General features: G+C 34.3%; 24 protein-coding genes and 1 pseudogene. 13 read left to right on the top strand and 12 right to left on the bottom strand.

The window, feature by feature from the left end:
- Positions 1 to 44 precede the first annotated feature (44 nt).
- The 3 genes from ACZ5CF_RS05530 to ACZ5CF_RS05540 are packed head-to-tail and all read left to right on the top strand — an operon-like array spanning position 45 to position 3,166.
- Positions 45 to 2,096, top strand: a complete 2,052-nt coding sequence (locus ACZ5CF_RS05530) for a TonB-dependent receptor plug domain-containing protein (RefSeq protein ID WP_464578134.1) — start codon at positions 45 to 47, stop codon at positions 2,094 to 2,096.
- A gap of 13 nt (positions 2,097 to 2,109) precedes the next feature.
- Entirely contained in the window at positions 2,110 to 2,724 is a 615-nt protein-coding gene (locus tag ACZ5CF_RS05535; RefSeq protein WP_464578135.1) for an HmuY family protein, read from the top strand.
- A complete protein-coding gene (locus ACZ5CF_RS05540) occupies positions 2,717 to 3,166 on the top strand; it encodes a DoxX family membrane protein (RefSeq protein ID WP_464578136.1) in 450 nt (149 codons plus the stop codon). The genes ACZ5CF_RS05535 and ACZ5CF_RS05540 overlap by 8 nt, the downstream gene beginning before the upstream one ends.
- Before the next feature lie 39 nt (positions 3,167 to 3,205).
- Here the strand turns inward: ACZ5CF_RS05540 and ACZ5CF_RS05545 are convergent, their stop codons facing one another.
- The 3 genes from ACZ5CF_RS05545 to ACZ5CF_RS05555 all read right to left on the bottom strand — a co-directional run bounded on the left by ACZ5CF_RS05545 (position 3,206) and on the right by ACZ5CF_RS05555 (position 7,246).
- On the bottom strand, positions 3,206 to 5,770 hold the full coding sequence (locus tag ACZ5CF_RS05545; protein WP_464578137.1) for a TonB-dependent receptor: 2,565 nt from the start codon (positions 5,768 to 5,770) through the stop codon (positions 3,206 to 3,208).
- Positions 5,757 to 6,665 carry a FecR family protein gene (locus ACZ5CF_RS05550; protein WP_464578138.1) on the bottom strand — a complete coding sequence of 303 codons (909 nt, stop codon included), beginning with the start codon at positions 6,663 to 6,665 and terminating at the stop codon, positions 5,757 to 5,759. The genes ACZ5CF_RS05545 and ACZ5CF_RS05550 overlap by 14 nt, the downstream gene beginning before the upstream one ends.
- A 65-nt stretch (positions 6,666 to 6,730) precedes the next feature.
- Entirely contained in the window at positions 6,731 to 7,246 is a 516-nt protein-coding gene (locus tag ACZ5CF_RS05555; RefSeq protein ID WP_464578139.1) for an RNA polymerase sigma factor, read from the bottom strand.
- Between the two features lie 115 nt (positions 7,247 to 7,361).
- Here ACZ5CF_RS05555 and ACZ5CF_RS05560 point away from each other — a divergent pair, with 115 nt between their 5' ends.
- From ACZ5CF_RS05560 to ACZ5CF_RS05570, 3 genes are all read left to right on the top strand, one after another.
- Positions 7,362 to 9,113: a hypothetical protein gene (locus ACZ5CF_RS05560; RefSeq protein WP_464578140.1), complete on the top strand. Its 1,752-nt coding sequence runs from the start codon at positions 7,362 to 7,364 to the stop codon at positions 9,111 to 9,113.
- 185 nt (positions 9,114 to 9,298) lie between these two features.
- Positions 9,299 to 10,636: a signal recognition particle protein gene (ffh, locus tag ACZ5CF_RS05565; protein WP_464578141.1), complete on the top strand. Its 1,338-nt coding sequence runs from the start codon at positions 9,299 to 9,301 to the stop codon at positions 10,634 to 10,636.
- 48 nt (positions 10,637 to 10,684) lie between these two features.
- Positions 10,685 to 11,575: a bifunctional 5,10-methylenetetrahydrofolate dehydrogenase/5,10-methenyltetrahydrofolate cyclohydrolase gene (locus tag ACZ5CF_RS05570; protein WP_464578143.1), complete on the top strand. Its 891-nt coding sequence runs from the start codon at positions 10,685 to 10,687 to the stop codon at positions 11,573 to 11,575.
- 1 nt (position 11,576) lies between these two features.
- Here the strand turns inward: ACZ5CF_RS05570 and ACZ5CF_RS05575 are convergent, their stop codons facing one another.
- Genes ACZ5CF_RS05575 through ACZ5CF_RS05595 form a run of 5 tightly spaced genes read right to left on the bottom strand, consistent with a single transcriptional unit; the run spans position 11,577 to position 15,483 of the window.
- The gene (locus ACZ5CF_RS05575) at positions 11,577 to 11,996 is read right to left on the bottom strand and encodes a VOC family protein (protein ID WP_464578144.1); all 420 of its coding nucleotides are present in this window, start codon (positions 11,994 to 11,996) and stop codon (positions 11,577 to 11,579) included.
- Between the two features lie 28 nt (positions 11,997 to 12,024).
- Positions 12,025 to 12,390: a cupin domain-containing protein gene (locus ACZ5CF_RS05580; RefSeq protein ID WP_464578145.1), complete on the bottom strand. Its 366-nt coding sequence runs from the start codon at positions 12,388 to 12,390 to the stop codon at positions 12,025 to 12,027.
- 2 nt (positions 12,391 to 12,392) lie between these two features.
- Positions 12,393 to 13,370 carry a YitT family protein gene (locus tag ACZ5CF_RS05585; RefSeq protein WP_464578147.1) on the bottom strand — a complete coding sequence of 326 codons (978 nt, stop codon included), beginning with the start codon at positions 13,368 to 13,370 and terminating at the stop codon, positions 12,393 to 12,395.
- Positions 13,371 to 13,387: 17 nt separating this feature from the next.
- Entirely contained in the window at positions 13,388 to 13,942 is a 555-nt protein-coding gene (locus ACZ5CF_RS05590) for a hypothetical protein (RefSeq protein ID WP_464578149.1), read from the bottom strand.
- 8 nt (positions 13,943 to 13,950) lie between these two features.
- The gene (locus tag ACZ5CF_RS05595) at positions 13,951 to 15,483 is read right to left on the bottom strand and encodes a helicase HerA-like domain-containing protein (protein WP_464578150.1); all 1,533 of its coding nucleotides are present in this window, start codon (positions 15,481 to 15,483) and stop codon (positions 13,951 to 13,953) included.
- 57 nt (positions 15,484 to 15,540) lie between these two features.
- Here ACZ5CF_RS05595 and ACZ5CF_RS05600 point away from each other — a divergent pair, with 57 nt between their 5' ends.
- Positions 15,541 to 15,987 carry a RidA family protein gene (locus ACZ5CF_RS05600; protein ID WP_464578152.1) on the top strand — a complete coding sequence of 149 codons (447 nt, stop codon included), beginning with the start codon at positions 15,541 to 15,543 and terminating at the stop codon, positions 15,985 to 15,987.
- A gap of 37 nt (positions 15,988 to 16,024) precedes the next feature.
- Positions 16,025 to 16,657, top strand: a complete 633-nt coding sequence (locus ACZ5CF_RS05605) for a 7-carboxy-7-deazaguanine synthase QueE (RefSeq protein ID WP_464578153.1) — start codon at positions 16,025 to 16,027, stop codon at positions 16,655 to 16,657.
- A gap of 3 nt (positions 16,658 to 16,660) precedes the next feature.
- Here ACZ5CF_RS05605 and ACZ5CF_RS05610 read toward each other — a convergent pair whose 3' ends face one another.
- From ACZ5CF_RS05610 to ACZ5CF_RS05620, 3 genes are all read right to left on the bottom strand, one after another.
- Positions 16,661 to 16,969: a hypothetical protein gene (locus ACZ5CF_RS05610; RefSeq protein ID WP_464578155.1), complete on the bottom strand. Its 309-nt coding sequence runs from the start codon at positions 16,967 to 16,969 to the stop codon at positions 16,661 to 16,663.
- Between the two features lie 144 nt (positions 16,970 to 17,113).
- Positions 17,114 to 17,449: a hypothetical protein gene (locus tag ACZ5CF_RS05615; protein WP_464578156.1), complete on the bottom strand. Its 336-nt coding sequence runs from the start codon at positions 17,447 to 17,449 to the stop codon at positions 17,114 to 17,116.
- Positions 17,450 to 17,522: 73 nt separating this feature from the next.
- On the bottom strand, positions 17,523 to 18,230 hold the full coding sequence (locus ACZ5CF_RS05620; RefSeq protein WP_464578157.1) for a class I SAM-dependent methyltransferase: 708 nt from the start codon (positions 18,228 to 18,230) through the stop codon (positions 17,523 to 17,525).
- Between the two features lie 77 nt (positions 18,231 to 18,307).
- On the opposite strand from ACZ5CF_RS05620, the gene ACZ5CF_RS05625 reads away from it, so the two are divergent.
- On the top strand, positions 18,308 to 18,805 hold the full coding sequence (locus ACZ5CF_RS05625) for a YkgJ family cysteine cluster protein (RefSeq protein WP_464578159.1): 498 nt from the start codon (positions 18,308 to 18,310) through the stop codon (positions 18,803 to 18,805).
- 30 nt (positions 18,806 to 18,835) lie between these two features.
- On the top strand, positions 18,836 to 19,675 hold the full coding sequence (locus ACZ5CF_RS05630; protein ID WP_464578160.1) for a sterol desaturase family protein: 840 nt from the start codon (positions 18,836 to 18,838) through the stop codon (positions 19,673 to 19,675).
- A gap of 18 nt (positions 19,676 to 19,693) precedes the next feature.
- On the opposite strand, the gene ACZ5CF_RS05635 is transcribed toward ACZ5CF_RS05630, so the two are convergent.
- The gene (locus ACZ5CF_RS05635; RefSeq protein ID WP_464580835.1) at positions 19,694 to 21,037 is read right to left on the bottom strand and encodes an exo-beta-N-acetylmuramidase NamZ family protein; all 1,344 of its coding nucleotides are present in this window, start codon (positions 21,035 to 21,037) and stop codon (positions 19,694 to 19,696) included.
- On the opposite strand from ACZ5CF_RS05635, the gene ACZ5CF_RS05640 reads away from it, so the two are divergent.
- The 3 genes and pseudogenes from ACZ5CF_RS05640 (at position 20,940) to ACZ5CF_RS05650 (ending at position 24,559) form a co-directional block, all read left to right on the top strand.
- A complete protein-coding gene (locus ACZ5CF_RS05640; protein ID WP_464580836.1) occupies positions 20,940 to 22,175 on the top strand; it encodes an ABC transporter permease in 1,236 nt (411 codons plus the stop codon). The two genes, ACZ5CF_RS05635 and ACZ5CF_RS05640, sit on opposite strands and share 98 nt — an antisense overlap.
- Before the next feature lie 56 nt (positions 22,176 to 22,231).
- Positions 22,232 to 23,212: pseudogene (locus ACZ5CF_RS05645) on the top strand (PLP-dependent cysteine synthase family protein); the annotation flags it as partial.
- Between the two features lie 57 nt (positions 23,213 to 23,269).
- Positions 23,270 to 24,559 carry a M20/M25/M40 family metallo-hydrolase gene (locus tag ACZ5CF_RS05650; protein WP_464578162.1) on the top strand — a complete coding sequence of 430 codons (1,290 nt, stop codon included), beginning with the start codon at positions 23,270 to 23,272 and terminating at the stop codon, positions 24,557 to 24,559.
- The last annotated feature ends 94 nt before the right edge of the window (positions 24,560 to 24,653 follow it).

Below are 24,653 nucleotides of genomic sequence, written 5' to 3' on the forward strand. Positions count from 1 at the left end.
ATAATTAATAGATTTGTCGAAATTATTTAGAATAATTCTTAATAATGAGGGCGTATAAATTGGTTGCTTTTATTTTTATGAGCATAAGTGTTAAAGCACAAGAAAAGCAGTTAGATTCTATTCTAGTAAATCAGCTAAAAGAAGTTGTGGTTACTGCCACAAGAACAGAAAAACAGTTAGAAGCCATTCCATTACCGGTTACAGTAATTAGTAAAAGTCAATTAAAAAAAACAGGTGCATTACGTCTTCAAGATATACTAAATGAACAAACCGGAATTGTATCTGTTCCAGACGAAAGTGGTTTTGTAGGTGTTCAGTTGCAAGGCATTTCTTCAGAGTATATCATGGTTTTAATAGATGGAGTACCTGTTATTGGCAGAAATGCCGGTAATTTAGATTTAAGTAGGCTAGCGGTTGGCAATGTTAAAAAGATAGAAGTTGTAAAAGGTCCATCTTCTGCGCTTTATGGTTCTGAAGCTTTAGGGGGAGTTATAAACATTATAACCGATAAAAAGTTTATTGAAAACTTTAAAGGAGAATTAGATTATCGATATGGTAGTTTTAATACAACAGATTTAAATGTAAACTTAAAAGTAAAAGAAAAAGGAGTAGCCTTTAATTTTTATGGCAACTATCTTACGTCAGACGGTTACAATTTATCGTCTAATCAAAATTCGCCTACTGTAAATTCATATCAAAATTTTACTTTAAACAGTCAGTTAACTAACTACTTTTCAGAGAAGTTAAAATTAAATTCTTCGTTTAGGTTTTTTAAAGAAGAACAGGATGTAGATGGTATTAGTGAAGAAGAAGATTATAATACACATTTAAAGCTTCAACACAAACCTTCAGTTAATTTAAAGTTTGATTATGAGTTGTACTACACACAATACAAAGCAAACCAAGAGTATTCAATAATAAACACAGAAGAATCTCTTTTTGAAAGTAGTTTTAATCAATCTCTACTTAGGCCAGAAGTTAGGGGTGTTTACACTATAAGCAACAACAGTACAATAATGGCTGGTGTTGGGATGAATTTTGAAAATCTTAATAGAAACTTGTTTAGGAATGAGGTTTTTTTTCAATCAGAATATGTATTTGTACAATACGATTTTTTCCCGTTAAAAAAGCTCAATATGATAGTTGGAGCTCGGTTTGACAACCATAGTGAATATCAATCACAGTTAAGCCCTAAGCTATCTGCTACCTATGCTTTAAACAATAAAATTTCTATTAAAGGTTCTATTGGTTACGGTTTTAAAGCACCTGATTTTAGGCAGTTGTATTTAGATTTCACTAACAGTAGTGCCGGTTATACCGTTGTTGGAAAAGAAGTTGAACAAGAGGTAATACAGCAGTTAGAAAACAATAATGAGATAACAAATATAACGGTTAATAGGGCTACACTTGGTGGGAAATTAAATGCTGAAAGCTCTGTAGGTATTAATCTTGGAGCTTCTTACCGCAACACCAAATTATCTTTAGATGTAAATTACTTTAGAAACGATTTTAAAAATCTAATAGACACTCGGGTTATTGCTCGAAAAACAAATGGGCAAAATGTGTTTGGATATTACAATATAGACCGAGTTTATACCACCGGAACTGAATTTAACATCTCATATAAAATACTTAATAAACTAACACTATCTGCAGGATACCAGCTATTGTTTGCTAAAGATAAAAAACAAAAGGAAGCTGTTGCTAATGGAAACATTTTTGCTAGACATCCAGAAACATTGCAAACCATCAGATTACAGTCAGCAGATTATTTTGGGCTTCCAAACAGGTCTAGGCATATAGCCAATTTTAAAGCCTTTTATGAGATAAGTAAGTACGATACGAGCATAAATGCAAGATTAATTTACAGAAGCAAATATGCATTAGCAGATAGTAATGGTAATGGTATAATTGATGCTTACGATACATCATTTGTTAAGGGGTATCTATTAGCTAATGTGTCTGCACAGAAAACTTTTAATAACAAATACACACTTCAAGTAGGTATAGATAATTTATTTGATTATACAGACAGGCAAAATATTCCTACCCTTCCAGGAATACAGTTTTTCACGAAAGTTAATGTTCAATTTTAATATAAATAATCATATGAGAAATTTACATGTTTCTTTAGTACTAGTTATTATGTTTTTAGTATCGTGTTCAAAAAACGATGATACAGTTTATTTAACAACAGAGTCTAAAATTATAACCAATTTACATGCGCCTCAACAAGGAGGGCAAGGAGAACCTGTTTCAGGAGAATTCACAAAATTTAATTTTTCTACAGGGCAAACAACAACAAGTGAAACAGCATGGGATATTGCCTTTAGAGGTACTACTATTGCTGTAAACGGTGGGACCAATACAGGCACAGCCGATGAGCCACAACGCACTGGAGAAGCTGCAGTTGCAATTGTTACCGGAACTTTTGATGAGGTAACCAAAGTACCGGAACAAGCAAATTTTAAACAAGATAGTTCTGAAGGGTTTGCTATACCTTCCGGAAGTAATAACGGATGGTATAGTTATGATTTTTCTACTCATACTATCGCACCAATACCCGGTAAGATTTTGCTGTTTAAAACTCACGATGGCAAGTATGCCAAAGTAGAGATTTTAAGTTATTATAAAGACGGTGATACAACAGGAGAGTCTAGATACTACACCTTTAAATATGTATATAACCCAAATAAAGGACAAAATACTTTTGAAAATGAGTAAGCTAATACCTTTTATCTGGATTTTATTGCGGTTGTTTTTAGGAGGAATGATGATTTATGGCGGAATACAAAAATTTTCTAAACCAATACCTTCTCCTTTAGAAGTTTTAGAAAAAGCAGAAAAGTTTAAAGATCCTGCGCAAACAAATACATTACAAAAAGTTCTTTATATAAACGGAGCTAAACAAACCGGATATTTTTGGCAGGTTTTAGGAGTTACAGAAATTTTGTTTGGGCTATTAGTTGTTTTACAAGGCACAGCCTTTGTAGGAGCCATTTTTTTACTCCCAATTTCGTTGCATATATTTTTATTTCATCTTTTTTTAGAACCTGACGAGGTTTACGAGTTGGTTTTAACCTCATTACTTTTAATTACTAATATTGCTTTAGTACTTAAAGAAAAAAATAATTGGAAGCATTTATTGTGGTTAAAACCTTTATAAATAATAAAATGCCTGCAGTTATTTGCTGCAGGCATTTTATTAAAACTGAACCCTAAATGTAAAATTTGGGGTTATCCCTAACGATATGTTTTCTACCCGTTGCACCTCTGTATCTTGCTTATCGTTTAATCTGTAATAAATATTAAGCGTATTTTTTTTGTTAGTTACATTTAAAATTGCAGCACCTAAAGTAGCCTTAACTTTTTTGCTTAGTTTAAAATTATAGGTTGCAGACGCATCAACTCTAAAATAATCATCTAATCTGCTACTGTTTGGCGATTGGTAGTTTATGGTGTTTTCAAATTCTCCCTCAGAAACCGGATTGTCCGGGTCTGGCTCGGTATAAGGTTTTCCGGTGTGCCAATTTAAACCAACACCTAATTTAAAATTGTTGTAAATATAAGTTCCTGCAAAGGTAAGTGCATGGGTAACATCTAAATTATTAGGGAACTCACTCGGAACAATATCCTTAAAAGTGTAGTTGTTACTATTATAAGTGTAACTAAGCCATGTACTGTATTTATTTGTTTTTTTATTTATTAAAAACTCAAGTCCCATCACGTCGTAAAGTCCAATGTAGCCATACGCTCCCGGAGCGTCTTCAAACTGATCTTGGTTTTGAAATCCTTGGTTAGAAGTAGTAACTCCGTTTACTTTTTTATAAAATCCTTCAAGACCAACGTAAAGGCCATTGTTATTGTAATTAAATCCTAAAGAAGCTTGTTTGCTTTTAGTAACCGGTAAATCTGAATTATTTGCTAAAACCCATCTCCTTTTTTCTACACCTAAAAAATCTTGCTCTAAGTCTATGAGCTGATTGGCTGTTTGATTTTTAAATTCTCCCTGAACTTCTATTAAAAAATGAGGTAATAATTCTTGAGAAAAATTAAGTCGAGGTTCAAAAATAAACTCTCCAAATTTCTCAATGTAATTAGCTCGTACACCGGCTCTTAAAAAGGTTTTTTTGTTAAAAGACGTGTAACTTACTTCAGAAAAAATGGCATGATTTCGTAAAACATCTTTATCAATTAATTTAAACTCCGGAATGTTAACATCCTGAGCATTAGTAATACCTACTTCATAAAATTGGTATCCGTTTAAAAGAGTTATGTTATTAAAGGTAAAAAAGGTGTTTAGTTTTATTCCGGTTTCTAAAACTTGGTTGTTTAGTAAAACACGCTGGTCTGTTAAAAGCGTTAAGTTTTTAGAATCAAGATTGTATTTTGTGTAATAGCTGCTTATTTCTGTAGAAAATTGTTCAGACCATTTGCTGTTTAAACTACCTCCAAATGCTAAATTGTTTTGGTCTAATGTACTCTCTTTGGTTTCACTTTCGTTATTTTCACGAAGCGTTTCGGCGTAATCTAAATTATTATTAATGTTTATAAAGCTAACTCTTAGTTTGTGATTATTGTTTATATCATATAAAAACTTAGCGCTAAAGTCATAAAAATAAAAACTTTCTTTTCTGGTAATATCTTGATCAACTTCTTGGTTTTGTGTATTAGTGATTTTAGAATCCTGAAAAGCTCTGTTAAAATATTGATTATAAGTTGGGGTATTTAAAAAATCTGTTACTGCACGACGACCGGAAAACTGAAAGGCTATTTTCTCTGTAATTGGAATTTGACCATACAAATCGGTACTCACTAAATTAAAACCGGCACCACCAATTGTATTATTGGTAAGTGTGTTTAACGATTTCATGTTAATTGTGCCACTAACACCATCTGTAAATTGTGCACTTGTACCGTTTTTAATTATATCTACACTTTCCGTTAAATATGGATTGAAAGCAGAAATAAGTCCAAAAAAGTGTCCAGATTGATACATTTTAATACCATCCCAAAGCATTAAATTTTGATCATTTGTTCCACCTCTAATGTTTATGTTAGAAACGGTTTCGTTAATACTTTTAATACCAGGTAAAGCTTGAATAGTTTGTAAAACATCTGGCTCAACTAATCCGGGAAGAATTCCAAAATCTGCAGTGTTTAAGGTTGTGCTTCCGTCTTGTTGTTTTTGCAAACCGGCAGTTAAAAAATGGTAAACAACTACTTCTTCTAAATGTTCTCTTTTAGGATTTAAATAAAGTGTTTTGCATCGGTTAGTATTTGTAAGTTCGTGAGCATATACGTAATAGGGTTCATACCCTAAATATCTAATTCTTAATGTAGCACTTAAGGGTACTTGCTCTAAGGTAAAAACACCATCTATATTGGTTATAATTCCTGAATTATTTTCTAAAACTTCTATGGTAGCTCCTACAACGGGCTGTTGAGTAGGGCCATCTACAACTAAAGCGCATATTGTAGCATATTGTAGCCTTGTAATAGTATAATACCTGTCGTCAAGCTTTTTAAAAGACAATTGTGTTTCTTGTTGTAAGGCACTAATAAGCTCTTTTAAGGATTTTTTTTTAATATCAGGAGCTGTAACTAAAACATCTTTTAAATCGGCATCTGCATAAGAAAATTTAATTTCAAACTGCTCTTCTATTTTAGGAAGAATAGCTAAAAGAGGCTGTTTTTTTGCATCTTGCGCGAATCCTTTTAAACAACCAATACAAAAAAGAAGTATATATACGGCCTTAGCGTGCTTCATATAGCATTACCTTATTATCCGCAATCTCATAAGTTAAATGCAGCGGATTACATATGCTCTGTAACGCTAAAGATAAATTTTTATTTGTAAAACTACCCGTAAATAACCTTTGGGTGTTTATGTTATTTCTAACCACAGTAATATTATATTGGCGCTCTAACTCGTTAAGTACATAAGTAAGCGGAATGCTTTTAAAAGTACTCTCGTTAGTTAACCAAGACGGAGCAGAATAAGCAGGTATATCGCGTTGCATTTGGGTATTATCTACCACCAAGAAACTTTTTCCTGCCGGTAGTTTTAAAGTTTTATTATTGTAGGTTACTTGTACCAATCCTTCGTAGCAAGAAACTTCAAAATAGTTGGCTCTACTTTTCACATTAAACTCGGTGCCTAAAACAGAAACCACTCCATAATCGGTAGCTACATCAAACTTTTTTCCTTTTGCAACCTTAAAAAAAGCTTCACCATTTAAATTAACAGTTCTTTTTTTATCCCAATTAGGTTTGTTGTACACTAATTTAGATTGAGCGTTAAGTTTTACAACAGAATTATCGGGTAAAGAAATTTCTGTTTGTTGGGCAAGTTCGGTATTTACTACGGTATTTTTAGTTGTAAAAAACCAATATCCTGCAAATAAAACAATAACAGCAGCTGCAATTTGTAAAGCAGTTTTATATCTGGCAAGCGATATAACTTTAGATTGTTTAGGTTTTTGTAAACGAGAAGCCTTAAGTTGCTCGAGTGCTTTCTTACTGTCAAAATCAGGAGCTTTAAATTTAGATGAAGCTTCTGCAATTTTAACATAAGTAGCATAGGCTTCAGATTTTTTAAACTCCTGAAGCTCTTCGGGAGTGAGTTCTCCGCTAAGCCATTTTGCTAAGTAATGCTCTTGCATGGTATTCTCGTTTTATTATATAACAACTTGCCTTTAATTAACCCTACCTCAAGTAGTTAAAAAAATTAAATTCCTTCTATTTGCTCTCGTAAACTAACAAGTGCACCGTGAATTCGCTTTTCTACTGCTTTAACAGATATATTAAGTATTTCTGCTATCTCTTTATATTTTTTACCATCTATTCTGTTAAGTAAAAAAGCGGTTCGTTGCGCTTCTGTTAAATTTGCAATAGCGTTTTCTAATTTTTGTTGAAACTCTTTTTCTCTTAATACAAACTCAGGCGAAATATTGGTACTCGTTTCGGAGTGGTCATCTGCATATTTTAATGCTACCTTTTGTGCTTTAACATCATTTAAAAATAAGTTGTTAGATACTTTGTAAAGGAAAGCTCGGGCTTTATCTACCGTAACTTTTGCACAATTTTCCCAGAGTTTAACAAACGATTCTTGAACAATATCGTTCGCCTTTTCTTCGTTACCGCACTTGTAATATATATAATTAAAGATGGTTTTAGAATGGCTTAAAAACAACTTCTCGAAAGTATGTTCTTGGCAAACGTTTTCTGGAAGCTTCTGAGTCAATGTTGTAACATTTATAAAATAAGGTGTAAATATATTTTAAAAAAAATTAATCATCAAGGTAGGGTTTTTTGCTTTCTAATTGTTTTATAAGCAAAACCCACAAAACTTCAACATCATGAAAAAACTATGTAATAACCTTTTAATGGCGGCCTTAGTGGTATTTTTTACACTAACGGCAATATCGTGTCAAGACGAGATTGATGTTTTAGAACCCGGTCCGGATGAATCAGAAACCATAACTTCATCATCTGTAGCAGCAACGTTAATGCAACGCACTGCAGCCAACGACGGTTCTCATGACAACATCATAGACAGATTTAGCTGTGGTACTGTAGTATTGCCGGTAACGGTATCGGTTAATGGTATAGAAATCACCATAGATTCTGAAGAAGACATTGAATATATAGAAAAATTATTCGATGAGTTTGAGGACGATGAAGATATCCTTGAAATTTTCTTCCCAATTACAATTGTAATGGGAGACTTCACAGAAATTACTATTAACAGTCAGAGTGAGCTAGAAGCTTTAATTGATGAGTGTGAAGAAGAAGACAATGATATTGAGTGTATAGATTTTAAATATCCTATTACATTCTTTACCTACGATGCTAATAATCAGCAAACCGGTACAGTAGTTATTGAGTCAGATAGACAAATGCATCTTTTCTTCAAAGAATTAAGTGAAAATGATAGAGTTGCATTACAGTTCCCGGTTACATTAATACTGTATGATGGTTCTGAAATTGTAGTAGATAGCAATGCAGAGTTAGTTGCGGCAATACAAGAAGCTAAAGACGAATGTGATGAAGATGACGATAATGATTATAATGATGATGATTTTGATAAAGAGCGTTTAGATGCTTACCTTGTAGAATGCCTTTGGATTGTTACAGAGGTAAAACGTGAAAATGTTGATCAAACTCCACAGTACAGAGATTATGTGCTTAATTTCTTTGAAAACGGAACTGTAGTAGCAAGAGCTTATGCTGGTGCTGCAATAGAAGGAACTTGGCAAACCAGAGTAACAGATAGTGGTGTAAAACTCACGTTAGATTTTGATACACTTCTAGACTTTAATTTAGAGTGGATAGTTTACGAAATAGAAGAAGGAAAAATTAAACTTTACACAGAAGGAGGTAACCGTATTAGAATGAAGCAAGCATGCGACTTGGTAGATCAAGATCCTAATACGCTTCGCGAAATTCTTAGAGAATGTGTATGGATTATTAAGCGTGTTAAATATAACGGAGAGCCAATAGACAGATTATTAGGATACGAGTTTGAGTTCCAGGCAGAAGGCGTAGTTACATTAAGTAATGGAGTAAACATATCGCAAGGAAGCTGGGAAATCTCAGAAACAGCTAACGGAACATTAGCAGTAGCGCTAAGTTTTGGAGACGAACCTCAAGTAAACTTTGAGTGGCCTGTACGTGAGCTAACACACAGATATATTAGATTTGAAGTAGAAGGCTACCAATTAATAGTAGAGCGTTATTGCGAGAATGAAGATGACGATGATGATGTTCACTACATTAGAGATATTTTAATGGAAGGCTCTTGGATGGTTGCTAAACACACTAAAGGAGATATAGACGATACTCAAGTGTTTGCAGAATACCAATTACAATTTAATGCAGAGCATGTATTGGCTGTAAGCGTAAACCAAGATCCTATTTTAGATGGGTTGTGGAGAGTTTACAGAGACTGTGAGAACGATTTAAGAATAGTATTAAACTTTGGCCAAGACCTAGTGTTAGGTGAGCTTAACCACCGTTGGGGATTAATCTCAATAACCGAAAACAGAATAGAACTCAAGGCTTATAACGAAGCCAATGCTGCCTACGAGGTGTTAGTATTAGAGCGTTAATGTATTAGTTAGTTATAATTTCATGATTGTGCCTACTTTATAATGGCTCATCTTTAAAAAGCCGTCTCAAGCTAGACGGCTTTTTTTATTTAACTATTTAGGGTTGGGTAAACTTCATTCTTCAATTTCAAATCATTAAATTTGCACCTGCCTAAATACAGGCAGATAAAAAATAAGCAACAGCTATGTTTGATAATTTAACCGATAAGCTAGACAAAGCCTTACACGTACTTAAAGGGCATGGGCAGATTACAGAAATTAATGTAGCCGAAACACTAAAAGAAGTTAGAAGAGCCCTTTTAGATGCCGATGTTAACTATAAAATAGCCAAAGAGTTTACCAATACAGTAAAAGAAAAAGCCCTTGGCCAAAACGTACTTACAACGTTACAACCGGGGCAGTTAATGGTAAAAATTGTAAAAGATGAGCTTACCCAACTAATGGGAGGCGATGCAGCCGGTGTAAACCTATCGGGTAATCCATCTGTTATATTAATGTCTGGTTTACAAGGTTCCGGTAAAACTACATTTTCGGGTAAACTTGCCAATTATTTAAAAACAAAAAAAACTAAAAAGCCTTTATTGGTAGCTTGCGATGTATACCGTCCTGCCGCTATTAATCAGTTGCATGTTGTAGGAGAGCAAATAGGGGTAGAGGTTTATTCAGAAGAAGGTAACCAAAACCCTGTTCAAATAGCTCAAAATGCTATTAAGCATGCCAAACAAAACGGACATAATGTTGTAATTATAGATACAGCGGGTAGATTGGCAATAGATGAACAAATGATGACCGAAATTGCCAACATTCATAAGGCTGTACAACCACACGAAACGCTTTTTGTAGTTGATGCAATGACGGGGCAAGATGCTGTAAACACTGCAAAAGCATTTAACGATGTGTTGAATTTTGATGGTGTTATTCTAACCAAATTAGATGGAGATACGCGAGGTGGTGCTGCTATTTCAATTAAATCGGTTGTAAACAAGCCAATTAAATTTATTGGTACAGGAGAGAAGATGGAAGCTATAGATGTTTTTCATCCTTCTCGTATGGCTGATAGAATTTTGGGCATGGGAGACGTTGTCTCTTTAGTAGAAAAAGCCCAAGAACAGTTTGATGAAGAGCAGGCCAGAAAACTTCAAAAGAAAATTGCCAAAAACCAATTTGGTTTTGACGACTTCTTAAGTCAGATTCAACAAATAAAGAAAATGGGAAGCATGAAAGATTTAATAGGCATGATTCCCGGTGCTTCTAAAGCTTTAAAAGGTGTAGATATAGATGACGACGCATTTAAAGGTATAGAAGCCATAATCCATTCTATGACACCAGAAGAGCGTGCTAATCCATCTATTTTAAATGCAAGTCGTAAAAAACGAATTGCTAAAGGTAGCGGAACCTCTGTACAAGAGGTTAACCAACTCTTAAAGCAATTTAACCAAATGAGTAAAATGATGAAAATGATGCAAGGTGGTGGTGGCAGAAAAATGATGCAAATGATGAGCGGACTCAAAGGAATGCGTTAAATTTAACACTACATAACAACCACACACAACAACACAACTAAACAAAAAATGATTTTATTAGACGGGAAAAAAATTGCCAATCAAATAAAAGATGAGATTGCGCAAGAGGTACAAAAAATGAAACAAAACGGAGAAAAAGTACCTCACCTTGCTGCCATAATTGTTGGCAATGACGGCGCTAGTTTAACGTATGTTTCAAGTAAAGTAAAAGCCTGCGAACGGGTTGGGTTTGAATCTACTTTAATTAGAATGCCCAGCACAACAAGTGAGTTAGAGCTCCTTAAAAAAATAGATGAACTCAATAAAAATCCTGATATTGATGGGTTTATTGTTCAGCTTCCGTTACCGTCTCAAATAGATACACAAGAGGTTATTATGGCCATAGATCCCGATAAAGATGTAGACGGGTTTCATCCTACAAACTTTGGGAAAATGGCGTTAGATATGACCACTTTTATACCTGCTACTCCTTTTGGTATTTTAGAGTTATTAGAACGTTACAACGTTGAAACCCAAGGAAAACATACTGTTGTTATAGGAAGAAGCCATATTGTAGGTAGACCAATGAGTATTTTAATGGGTAGAAAAGGTTTTCCGGGTAACTCTACTGTTACACTTACGCACAGTCACACTAAAAATATTAACCAAATAACTACTCAAGCCGATATTATTATTACAGCACTTGGAAGCCCCGGGTTTTTAAAAGCAGAGATGATAAAAGATGATGCAGTAGTTATAGATGTTGGTATAACCAGAGTTCCTGACGAAACTTCTCCTAAAGGGTATAAAATTACCGGCGATGTAGACTTTGAGAACGTGAGTAAAAAAGCCAGTTATATTACTCCTGTACCCGGAGGCGTTGGCCCGATGACTATTGCAATGCTTTTAAAAAACACACTGTTAGCCAGAGAAAGACACAGAAGCGGTTTTCCGAGATAGTTTATTTTGCGAAAAGCTGTTCGGGGTTTTTAAAGGCTTTAAACTCCAGAGCATTACCGGCAGGGTCTAAGAAAAACATAGTGGCTTGCTCTCCGGTTTGCCCTTTAAATCTTATGTAAGGCTCTATTATAAACTCAATGCTTTTGGCTTGCAAAGTTTTAGCCAATTCATGAAAGGTTTCCCAAGGTAAAACAATACCAAAGTGGGGGACTGGTACATTTTTACCATCAACTAAATTAGAGTGTTGTAAGTTATTTTCTTTGGGTTTATAGTGAATTACCAATTGGTGACCGTAAAAATTAAAGTCAACCCAATGGTCACTACTTCTTCCTTCTTCACACCCTAAAACATCTTTATAAAAAGCCCGGCATTCGTTTAAATTATAAACCGGAATTGCTAAATGAAACGGATGTAAGCTCATATGTAAAGTTTTGGTTGGTGTAGTTAGTTTACTCTTCTTCTCTATGAACAGTATCTATAGAGAACGCAGGAGTACAAATAGCAATATATTCGCAAGGTTCCATAAACGGATTAGAATATTGAATTCTGGTGTTTTTTTCTATTTTAATAGATTCTCCGGCTTGTAGTACAACAGTTTCACCATTTATTATTACTTGTTTTTTTCCTTTAATTATATAGGTGTACTCGTCAAACTCAGGTGTTTGAAAAGGTTCACTCCACCCCGGAGGGGCAACCATGTGCGCAATACTTATGTTGGTATTACCATCTGTAGCTCTCCCAAAATGTTCTTCTATTAATTTGCCATCTGTTGTAGGTACTACAAAAGGCTTTTTTTGTAGCGTATAATTTTTCATGTTTAATCTTTTAAAGGTTTCTTTTTAATCATTCCGCCTTTAATGTCTTTTACAACATTCATAACCACAAAGGCATTTTTATCTACTTTTTCTATTTCAGTATTAAGCCTTGCTAATTCTAATCTGGTAACAACTGTATAAACAATTGAGGTGTCAGAAGGTGTTTGCCCGTCTTTACTGTATCCTTTTTTTCCATAATAAATGGTACAGGCTCTTCCCATTTTTGGGTGAGCATAAATTCTAATTTCTTCGCTTTTATCAGACACAATAGTTACACCCACATATTCTTCTACACCATCAACAATAAAATCAACTGTTTTTGCTGCAATTAAATAGGTTAAAATTGCATAAAGGGCTGTTTCTATAGACAGCAAATAAGCCCCGACCGAGAATATAATTATATTAATTAATAACAAGACATCGCCGATGGTAATGTGTAATTTTCTGCTTAAATAAATAGCTAAAACCTCTGTGCCATCTATTACACCGCCTCCCCGCATGGTCATTCCAATACCTAATCCTAGAAAAAAACCTCCAAAGAAAGCTACTAAAAGCTTGTCTGATGTTACAATTGGGTATTCTATAAAGTGTACTGCCAAAGCCAGCATAATTATGGCTACAACACTTTTTACAGCAAACTTTTTGTTTATGGTTTTGGCTCCTAATAAAATAAAAGGAACATTAACTAAGATTAGCAAAATTCCGAGTGAGAAATCGGTGATTACTTGTATTAATAGTGATACTCCGGTTGCACCGCCATCTATAAAATCATTAGGCAATAAAAATCCTTTCAGTCCAAATCCGGCAGATAAAACACCAAAACTCATAAAGAAAAACTTTTTTATAGAATGAGAGAACTCTATTTTTAAAAGCTTTACTTGTTCTACAAGCTGGCGGTTGGTATATGATTGTTCTTTTTTTTGATTTTCAAGCCTTTTTTTGGCTTGCTCTACTAAAAAGAACTTTAAAAAAGGATTCATGCTTTACATTGTTTATATTATTGCCATCCTATCATAAAATACTTAATTTTTGCTGTTTCAGGAATTTGAAAAGCTTCTATTGTTGCTGCTGTGCTATATCTTAGGTCTTCCGGAAGCTCTTTTTTATCTATAACAAAATACGCATCAATTTCATCAACAAAAACTAAAATATTAAATAATGAGTTTACAATTTTAGAAATAGTGTAATTGCTATTAATATCTTTAAAAGTACTATTTACGGTAATGCCTTTTGCTGTTTTATATCGGCTATCTACAATTCTAATATTTTCTATTACTTCTGTGCTATCGTTTAATTTGGTAGGAGTGAGGGTTAGTAAATGTTTAGCTTGCTTATCAAAAACCACATATCTTTCTTGGTCTGCAGTTAATAGGTTTGATTTGTCGGTGGTTTTTACCAAAGAGTCGTTGGCGTAAATAGTTTCTAATTCTGATATGGGAGTGTTTTTAGTTAATAAACCAACTTTACCTTTTTCTATTAAAAAAGGATTTTCTTTTTTGCCACAAGCTAAGATAGTAGCTGCTAAGGTTAAGGTTAATAGCGTTTTTCTCATAGGTTACGTTACTTTTTTAAGACTTTATTTAAGATTCCGAAAACACTTCTAATAAAAGTAGCACTGGTTAATACTTTAACAACTGGGTTCATTCTGGTGCTTTTTCTTCTGTATGATTTTCTTTGAGAACCTCTTCTGATTTTTTCTTGTTCTTCTTTTGCCTTTTGTTTTGCTTCTTCTGCTTCGGCTCTTTTAATTTTTTCGTTTAGAAGCTCGTAAGCACTTTCTCTGTCTAAAACAGTATTGTATTTTTTAACCAGTTTAGAGCTGGTAATAATATCTTTTACTTCGTTATCGGTTAATACATCCATTCTACTCATGGGAGCTCGCATCATTGTTGCAGCTAATGGGGTTGGTCTACCTTTTTCATCAAGAGCTGTAACTAAAGCTTCGCCGGTTCCTAAAGAGGTTAAAACCTGAGCGGTATCATAATAATCTGATAGCGGATAATTTTGTGCGGTAAGCTTTATGGCTTTCCTGTCTTTTGCTGTAAATGCTCGTAAAGCATGCTGAATTTTTAACCCTAACTGAGCTAAAACTGCATCAGGAACATCTGTAGGGTTTTGTGTAACAAAATACAGCCCGATGCCTTTAGATCGAATAAGTTTTACAATGCTCTCTATTTGGTCTAATAATGCTTTAGAGGCTTCTTTAAAAATTAAATGAGCTTCATCTATAAATAACACCAGCTCCGGCCTGCCACTATCTCCTTGTTCAGGAAACGTTGCATAAATTTCGGCCAGTAAACTTAGCATGAACGTAGAAAACAACTTGGGTTTATCTTGAATATCTGTAAGCCTTATTATATTAATGTATCCTCTTCCGTTCTCATCTATTCGGGTTAAATCATTAACATCAAAACTTTTCTCTCCAAAAAAACGCTCAGCACCTTGTTGCTCTAGTTCAATAATTTTTCTTAGGATTGCTCCGGTAGATGCAGTAGAAATTCTGCCATAATTAGCTTCAAATTCTTTTTTCCCTTCGCCTGTAGCATATTGTAGTACTTTTTTAAAATCTTTTAAATCTAAAAGAGGGAAGTGGTTATCATCACAATACTTAAAAACAACTGCTACAATACCTTGTTGCGTTTCGTTTAAATCTAAAATCCTGGATAATAAAACAGGTCCGAATTCAGATACCGTTGCTCTAAGTCTAACACCGTCTTGTTCTGAAAGGGTTAAAATTTCTACCGGAAAACCTTTTGCTTCAAACGGAATGCCTATTTTTTCATGGCGTTCGTCAATTTTAGGATGTCCGGGGCTTGGTTGAGCAATACCACTTAAATCTCCTTTTAAATCCATCAGCAATACAGGAATACCTTTATCAGATAAGTTTTCTGCCAATACCTGCAACGATTTAGTTTTACCGGTTCCTGTAGCACCGGCAATAAGGCCATGCCTGTTTAATGTTTTTAATGGCACTTTTACCAATGCGTTGGTTACGGTTTCACCATTTAACATGGCTGCACCAAGAGTAAGAGAATCTCCTTTAAAAGTATAGCCTTTTGTTATATGGTTAAAGAATGCTTGTGTATTGCTCATGCTGATAAATTTTGATAAAAATAAACTAAATTTAATCAATTGAAAACCTAATACTAAATGAAAAAACTACATTTTTTACTGCTTATTTGTGCTGGCTTCTTAATTGTTTCTTGTAAAGAAGATTATAATAAAATTGTTTTTCATCCATCACACGAAGCAAAAAAGCAAAATGCTCCGTTTAGTGATGTAGTAGAAGCTAAAGACTTTTTGTTTTTAGCGGGTCAAATTGGTATGGACCATAAAACACGAACTGTAGTTTCCGGTGGTATAAAAGCAGAAACTAAACAAGCAATAGAGAATATAAAAGCTGTTTTAGCGCACCATGGTTACACCTTAGATAATGTGGTTAAATGCACAGTTATACTTAGCGATATAGCCAACTTTAGTGCATTTAACGAAGTGTACATTCAACACTTTACAAAAAAGCCTGCCAGAACCACATTTGCAGCATCCGGGTTAGCTGCTAATGCGCTAATAGAAATAGATGTTATTGTGGCAAAGTAGCTGTAATTAGCAACTAAAGTATTGCTATCTTTGCCGCATGATATCGGCAGCAGATAAAATATTATTAGATAAAGGTGAGTTACTTCCGTTAATGGAAGCGTTTTATACCATTCAAGGTGAAGGTTACCACAAAGGTACAGCAGCTTATTTTATTAGAGTGGGTGGTTGTGATGTAGGATGCCATTGGTGCGATGTAAAAGAGAGTTGGGATGCTAATATACATCCGCCTACGGCTGTTTCTGAAATTGTTTCTGAAGCCAAAAAACACTCAGATACTATTGTGGTTACCGGAGGCGAACCTTTAATGTGGAATATGAATCCGTTAACCCGGCAACTAAAAGCTAAGGGGTTAAAAACGCACATAGAAACGTCTGGTGCATATACGTTAACCGGAGATTGGGATTGGATATGTTTATCGCCTAAAAAAAATAAAAATCCGTTACCTGAAGTTTACCAAAAAGCACACGAACTAAAAGTGATTGTATATAATAAACACGATTTAATTTTTGCCGAAGAGCAAGCTGCCAAGGTAAACAAAGATTGTATTTTATATTTACAACCGGAGTGGAGCCGAAGAGATAAAGTAATACCACTTATTGTAGAGTATGTAATGAAAAACCCTAAATGGAAAGTGTCTCTACAAACCCACAAGTACCTTAATATACCTTAACATTTATTTACCCCCATAGGCCTGTAAATCTTCAATGCAAAGCGCATCTAATACAGGCATTCCTTTACCGGAAATTGCACGATTTAAAAGCATATTACCAAACTTTACAGAAGCATTCATTAAACAATCTTCTACCATGCAGTGATTGTTGTTTTCAGAATCTTCGTGATTTGAGTGTATATCTTCGGTTTCTAAATTTATAAGTCCGAATAAATGTCCGAATTCATGTTGTAGCGTGGCCGTTTCAACCTCTTCTAAAGTTAGAGAAGGTTTGTTAGCTACATCCATTATGGTTTTTTGGTAAATAACCATCGAAGTATTTCTAAAAGCAGCTCCTAACACTACTGCGCTTCCTTGGTCTTTATCAGAATTTCCGTTAGCATAAAATATAAAAACAGCAATAGTATTACCCTCGTTATATTGGGTTCTGTGTTCAGCTTCTATATCGGCAACTTCTTATATAGTATATTCTTCTTTGTTTTGAGATGGAATACTTGTTATAGAGGTTGTTATGTTAGATTTGTGAGCGTACGTATTTATAAAGTCTATTAAGTTGTTTAGGGCTGCATTAGTAGGTTGCGCGCCTTCTTCGTACACAATTTCTAAGTGTAAATTGGCGTATTTAGCATCTGAAAGTAAGTCATTTGCACTTGCTCCTATAGATTTTAAGTTGGCAGATTTGTCGGGTCCTGTTGGGTTACTGCCATTACTATCACTTTTGCTACAAGCAATTAATAAAAATAAAGAAGTAACTGCAAAAAAAACTTTATGTTTTGAACGGTGTAAAATCATTTAAAAAACTTTTATTAGGCAATATTATAACGATTAGCGCCAAAAATAAGTATGCCTTGTTTTTTTAAAAAATTTAAATCGATAATCGTGCCAAATAATCGAAGTGATCACCTTCTTCTATAAACTCACATTTAAAGCCGTTTTCTGTAGTTAATGTGTAAAGCAAGTTGTAATCAAAATACAACCAAGGTATTGGCCCTTCGGTTTGGTTTTTATAGTGAAGTGTAAAGGTAAGTTCGCCATAATAATTACCGGTAAAAGGTATAATTTTAGCCCCATGTTCATCTTCATCAAACATGTAAATAATATCGGTAGAGTCTATTAAAATTTGTCCGCCTTCGTTCAATAAGCCTTTTAGATGTTGTAAATAAATAGGTGTTTTGGTTAAGGTTTCAAAAATTCCGGTGCCATTCATTAATAGTAAAATGGTATCAAATTTTTGATTTTTATAGTTTAAAAGCGAACAGTTTTTTACATGTTTAACTCCTCTAAGTTTAGCTACTTTTGCAGCATTAACAGATATATCTAAAGCAGTTACATTTAGCTTTTTGTTATTTTGAAGGTAGAGCGCGTGGCTTCCGGCACCACATCCAACATCTAAAATAGTGCCATAGGCAAGTTTAAGAGCTACTTGCTCTAGTTTGGGCATTTTATTAAAATCACGAAACAAATAATCAACCGGAAACACATCTTTTTCAGAAATAGATGTCTCTGTAATAAGTTCATTTTTGTAGTGCCCTAACTTAAAATCTAATATGGCTTGCCCGAAAAGATCTTTCATAATTTTAAACTGCAGTAAAGGTACAGTAAATTTGTAGCTATTAATAATGGGTAAAACCTAAAAGAGTAAAAACCATTTTGGAAGATTTTATAAGGCAATTACCGGATTTAGCATTAGATAAAGCAAAAGAGAATAAAGCTTTTTTTAAACGATTAAAGCAAAAACCTCCTAAAGATTTAGATTATGTTATGCAAGAGTTGCATGGCGGGGAATTTGCAAAAACCGATTGTTTACAGTGTGCTAATTGTTGTAAAACTACCGGTCCTTTGTTTACCAATCAAGATATTGAACGAATTGCCAAGCATTTAAAGTTAAAACCCTCTAAGTTTATAGAACAGTATTTGCGCATAGATGAAGATAATGATTATGTGTTACAAGAGGTTCCTTGTGCATTTTTAGCTGCAGACAACTATTGTTTAATATACGATGTAAGACCTAAAGCCTGTAGAGAGTACCCACATACAGACAGAAAGAAGTTTCATAAAATAAGCAACGTAACGCTAAAGAATGTAGCTATTTGTCCGGCAGCCTTTAATATTGTTGAGGCACTAAAGAGTAAAATTTCAAATAAGTAGTATATTTAGTCTTAAAATAGGGATTACAACATGGAACAAATTATAACCTACTTTGAGACAATACCTACCACCCATAGAACAATTTTATTGGTTGGCGGAATCACTTTTTTTTGGTTGTTAGAAGGGGCTATTCCGCTTTTTAAATTTAACTACAAAAAGTGGCAGCATGCCATACCTAACTTCTTTTTTACGTTAACAACTATTATTGTAAACTTTGCGCTGGCTTTTTTACTGCTTAAAACAAGCGACTGGGTAACAGAAAATAACTTTGGTATAATTAACTGGATTCCTAATATTCCTTTTTGGTTATATGTGCTGTTAGGTGTAATGCTTTTAGATTTAATTGGAGCCTACTTGGCACATTTAATAGAGCATAAGGTAAAACCTTTGTGGATGGTACATTTAGTACATCATACAGATCATAAAGTAGATACTACCACTGCAAACAGACACCACCCGTTGGAGAGCATTATACGGTTTGTATTTACGCTTTTGGGAGTTTTTATAGTTGGTACTCCAATAGGTATTGTAATGCTTTACCAATCGTTATCGTTAGTTGCAACCCAATTTGGCCATGCAAATATCAGGCTGCCTAAAAAGGTAGACGAGGTTTTAAGTTGGGTTATTGTTTCGCCAGATATGCATAAGGTGCATCACCATTATGTATTACCATATACAGATTCTAATTATGGTAATATTTTTTCTATTTGGGATCGGCTTTTTGGTACTTATATGAAATTAGATAGAGAAGCTATTGTATACGGTGTAGATACTTTTCCGGATGAGGTAGAGAACAGCAGTATAAAAGGATTGCTAAAACAACCTTTTCATAAATACAGAAGACCAACTACTGTTCCGGTTAAAGAGTGATTTGGTTGTATGAGTTTGTTACTCATACAACAAATACTTAGCTCTAATTTGTTTAAAATTTTCTAAATCTTTTTTCCAGGTTTCTCTAATAGCAGCTTCTGTTAAACCTGCTTCTATTTGTTTTTGTAGTTTGGCTGTTCCGGCATGTTTGGTAAAAGAGGCTGTATTAAAAAACTTTGATTTATCGGTGCAATTCCAATAGGCTTTAATAAGCCATTTTAAACTAACCTTGTTAGGAGGTGTAACTGTACTTAAATCTTCTCCATAACAAATTATACCATTGTGTTTAGGATTTTTAGCTCCAAAATTAGGTTTAGGAGTATAGCTAAATTTAAAAACTTCAGGATTTAAAAGCGGAGAGCCATACCGTTGAAACTGAAAATCGGTACCTCTACCGGCATTTATGGTAGTGCCTTCAAACAAACCTAAACTGGGATAGAGTTTAATAGCCTGATTATTAGGTAAATTGGGCGATGGGCGTATTGGTAAAACATACGGAGTGTTATGCGTATAATTTTTTAGGGTAATTACTGTTAAATTACAAAGAACCTCATTGCTTAACCATTGCTCTCCGTTAATCATTTTAGCATATTCGCCAATTGTCATTCCATGGGCCAAGGGCACGGTATGCATTCCAAGAAAACTTCTGTGTTCGTGCTCTAAAGTAGGGCCGTCTATAAGCGTTCCGTTAGGGTTTGGTCTATCTAAAACAATTACAGGAATATTATTCTCTGCACAAGCTTCCATCACATAATGTAATGTAGATATGTAGGTGTAAAACCTAACGCCTACATCTTGTATGTCGAACAATACAACATCAATATTTTTTAATTGTTCCGGGGTAGGCTTTTTATTTTTTCCGTAGAGCGACACAATAGGCAGCCCGGTTTTTAAATCTTTACCATCTGCAACAGCTTCACCGGCATCTGCTTTACCTCTAAAACCATGCTCAGGGGCAAATACTTTAACCACATTAACACCTAAAGCCCATAAAGAATCTACCAAATGAGTATAGGTATTATTTGGTTTAAAAATCACAGAGGTTTGGTTAGCTACAACAGCAACGCGTTTGTTTGCTAATAAGGGTAAATATTGTTCTGTTTGATTGGCGCCAACAATAAGCGTATCTGTATTTTGCAATTTTATATTGTTTTGCTCGTTTAAAGCAAGATTTTTTGGGCTTTTTACATTACAAGCTGTAAGTATTGCCGTAAAAACAAACAATAAAAATGTATTTTTGATGCGATTAAAACTCGCAGAAATTTTGAATGTAGAGTATTTCATAGCAAAAAGAATAATTGCCAATAAGCAGTATAAAAGTAGTGTATCGGCTCCAATAATAAAAATAGCAATAGCTGCTATTGCCTTAGGATTAATAATGATGATGGTTGCTATTGCAACCGGTGTTGGATTGCGCCATAAAATAAGAGAAAAAATAGCAGCTTTTAACGGTCATGTTCAAATTTATAATTACGATAGTAATAATTCGGAGGTATCAGTATATCCGGTATCAATTCAACAAGATTTTTATCCGAAGTTTAACTCGGTTTCAGGAATCTCTCATATTCAAGCTGTAGCCAGTAAAGCAGGTATTATTAGGACAGCAGAAACTTTTGAAGGCGTTATAGCCAAAGGAGTTGGTAAAGACTACAACTGGCAGTTTTTGCAAGAGTATTTGGTAGCAGGCAGACTTCCCGATTTTTCAAACAAATTAAATAACGAGGCATTAATTTCTAACTATTTAGCTAACCGGCTAAAATTAAAAGTGGGTAATGAGTTTAATGCGTTTTTTTTAAAAGATTCTGAAAGTAAAATCCCTAATCAAAGAAAATTTAAAATAGTAGGTGTTTACGAAAGTGGTTACCAAGAGTTTGATGCTACTTATATTATTGTAGATATAAGGCATATTCAACGTATGAACAAGTGGGATGAAACTCAGGTTGGTATGTTTGAAGTTTTTATTGATGATTTTGATGAATTAGAGCAAAAAGGAGCAGAAATTTATGGTAAAACACTCTCTACATTAGACTCTCAAACTATAAAAGACAAGTACTATTTTGTATTTGAGTGGCTTTCTATTTTTGATTTTAACATAGCCATTATAATAGGAATAATGATTTTAGTTGGAGGCATTAACATGATTACAGCCTTGCTAGTACTAATACTAGAACGAACACAAATGATAGGTATTTTAAAAGCCTTAGGCAGCAGTAATTGGAGTATCAGAAAGGTGTTTTTATACAATGCAGCGTATTTAATTGGTATCGGTTTGTTTTGGGGTAATGTTATTGCCTTAGCATTGCTACTTAGCCAAAAATATTTTGGTTTTGTAAAGTTAGATCCGGCTAGTTACTATGTTACAGAAGCCCCGGTTTATTTAAGTGCTAGTTATATAATTGTGTTAAATATTGGGGTCTTGTTACTATGCTTATTAATGCTATTAGTACCATCATATATTATCACTAAAATATCTCCTGTAAAATCAATAAAGTTCGAGTAAAAAGAGCTGTTTTTTCCTAAAATGAAAATGTATCTTTGCACCCACAAATTCAGATTATGGAGTACGCAAAGAACATACTAGAAACCATTGGGAATACCCCTTTAGTTAAGCTAAATAACATAACAAAAGAGATAGATGCTTTGGTGTTAGCCAAGGTAGAAACTTTTAATCCCGGAAACTCTGTTAAAGACAGAATGGCGCTAAAAATGATTGAAGATGCAGAAGCAGACGGCCGATTAAAACCAGGCGGAACCATTATTGAAGGTACATCGGGTAATACCGGAATGGGGCTTGCGCTGGCAGCTATTGTTAAAGGGTATAAGCTTATTTGTGTTATTAGCGATAAGCAATCTAAAGAAAAGATGGATATTTTAAAGGCTGTTGGTGCAGAGGTTGTTGTGTGTCCAACAGAAGTAGAACCTGATGACCCTCGCTCTTACTATTCTGTTTCTAAGCGTTTAGCCGAAGAAACTCCTAACTCATGGTACGTAAACCAGTACGACAATCCATCAAATGCAAAAGCACATTATGAGCAAACCGGACCCGAAATCTGGAAACAAACAGACGGTAAAGTAACACATTTTGTTGTTGGTGTTGGTACCGGTGGTACAATATCTGGAGTTGGGAAATACTTAAAAGAACAAAACCCCAATATTAAAGTTTGGGGAATAGATACCTACGGTTCTGTATTCAAAAAATATCATGAAACCGGTATTTTTGATGAGAACGAAATTTACCCATATATAACAGAAGGAATTGGTGAAGACATATTACCTCAAAATGTAGATTTTGATATTATAGACGGTTTCACAAAAGTAACCGATAAAGATGCTGCAATCTACACCAGAAAGTTAGCAAGAGAAGAAGGTATTTTTGCTGGTAATTCGGCCGGAGCAGCTGTAAAAGGATTGTTGCAGTTAAAAGAGCATTTTAAGAAAGATGATGTTGTTGTGGTGCTCTTTCACGATCACGGAAGCCGTTACGTTGGTAAAATGTTTAATGACGATTGGATGAAGGCGCAAGGATTTTTAGAAGAATAGTCTAAAAATTCATCAATTTTATATCTTTAGTACTCTTAAATAATAATAAAAACTATGAGATTATTAAGAGTACTTTTTTTATGTCTTTTTGTTACGCAAACGCATGCTCAAAAGTTAACCAAAGTAGAGCAAAAAATTATTGCAACCGTAGCTAAAAACAATTCAGAAGCAATATCATTTTTAGAGAAAGTAGTTAATATAAATAGCGGTACACTTAACCTTAAAGGAGTTAAAGAAACAGGAGATGTTTTTGCAGAAGCTTTTAATAATATAGGTTTTACAACTACCTGGATAGATATGCCCGAAGATATGAATAGGGCAGGACATTTATTTGCAGAGATTAAAGGCTCTAAAGGAAAACGATTGTTGTTAATTGGGCATTTAGATACCGTTTTTGAAGAAGACAGTGAGTTTCAAAAATTCACGATGGTAAATGATAGCATTGCTCATGGCCCGGGAGCGAATGATATGAAAGGTGGGAACGTTATAATTTTATACGCCTTAAAAGCACTTCACGAAAATAATTTACTGAATAATGCTCAAATAATTGTTGCATTCACCGGTGATGAAGAAAGTACCGGTAAACCATTAAGCATAAGCAGAAAACACCTTGTAGAAGCAGCTAAAAAAAGCGATGTAGCTTTAGGATTTGAAACCTCTACCGGATTTAATACTGCTACAGTTGCCAGACGTGGGTCGTCTGGATGGAAAGTTACCGTTACCGGAAAAAGAGCACACTCTTCGGGTGTTTTTAGTGAAAATGTAGGAGCCGGTGCAATTTTTGAGTTATCAAGAATTCTTAATGAGTTTTACACCAAAGTTAAGGGGCCGGAGTTTTTAACTTTTAATCCTGGGATTATTTTAGGAGGAACTACAGTAGATTTTAATGAAGCATTAAGTAAAGGTGTTGCTTTTGGTAAAAGTAATGTAGTTGCACAAGTTGCTGTTGCAGAAGGCGGACTCAGATTTATGACCGAACAACAAAAAGAAGAAGCCAGAGCTAAAATGAGAGAAATAGTTTCAAGAAACTTACCACATACTACTGCAACCATAGAATTTACAGACAGTTATCCGGCTATGGCTCCAACAGAGCAAAACTATGAGTTGTTACAAAAACTAAATGAGGTAAGCTTAGATTTAGGTCATGGACCGGTAGAAGCCTATGATCCGGGAAAACGAGGTGCTGCAGACACTTCATTCGTAGCAGAATATGTAGCTTGTTTAGATGGTTTAGGAACAATGGGAACAGGAGCACATACCGTAAAAGAAACGGTTAATTTAAACACAATAAAGGCGTTAACACAACGTACCGCCTTACTAATTTACAGACTAATAAATGAGTAACTTTAATGGTTTGTTTTTGGGTTTTCAACTAAAAAGAGATTGATTTTCTGGTAATTAAAATTAAAATTTATTATTTTTAATACCAACAGCGCCC

The sequence above is a fragment of the Lutaonella thermophila genome (assembly GCF_055387725.1).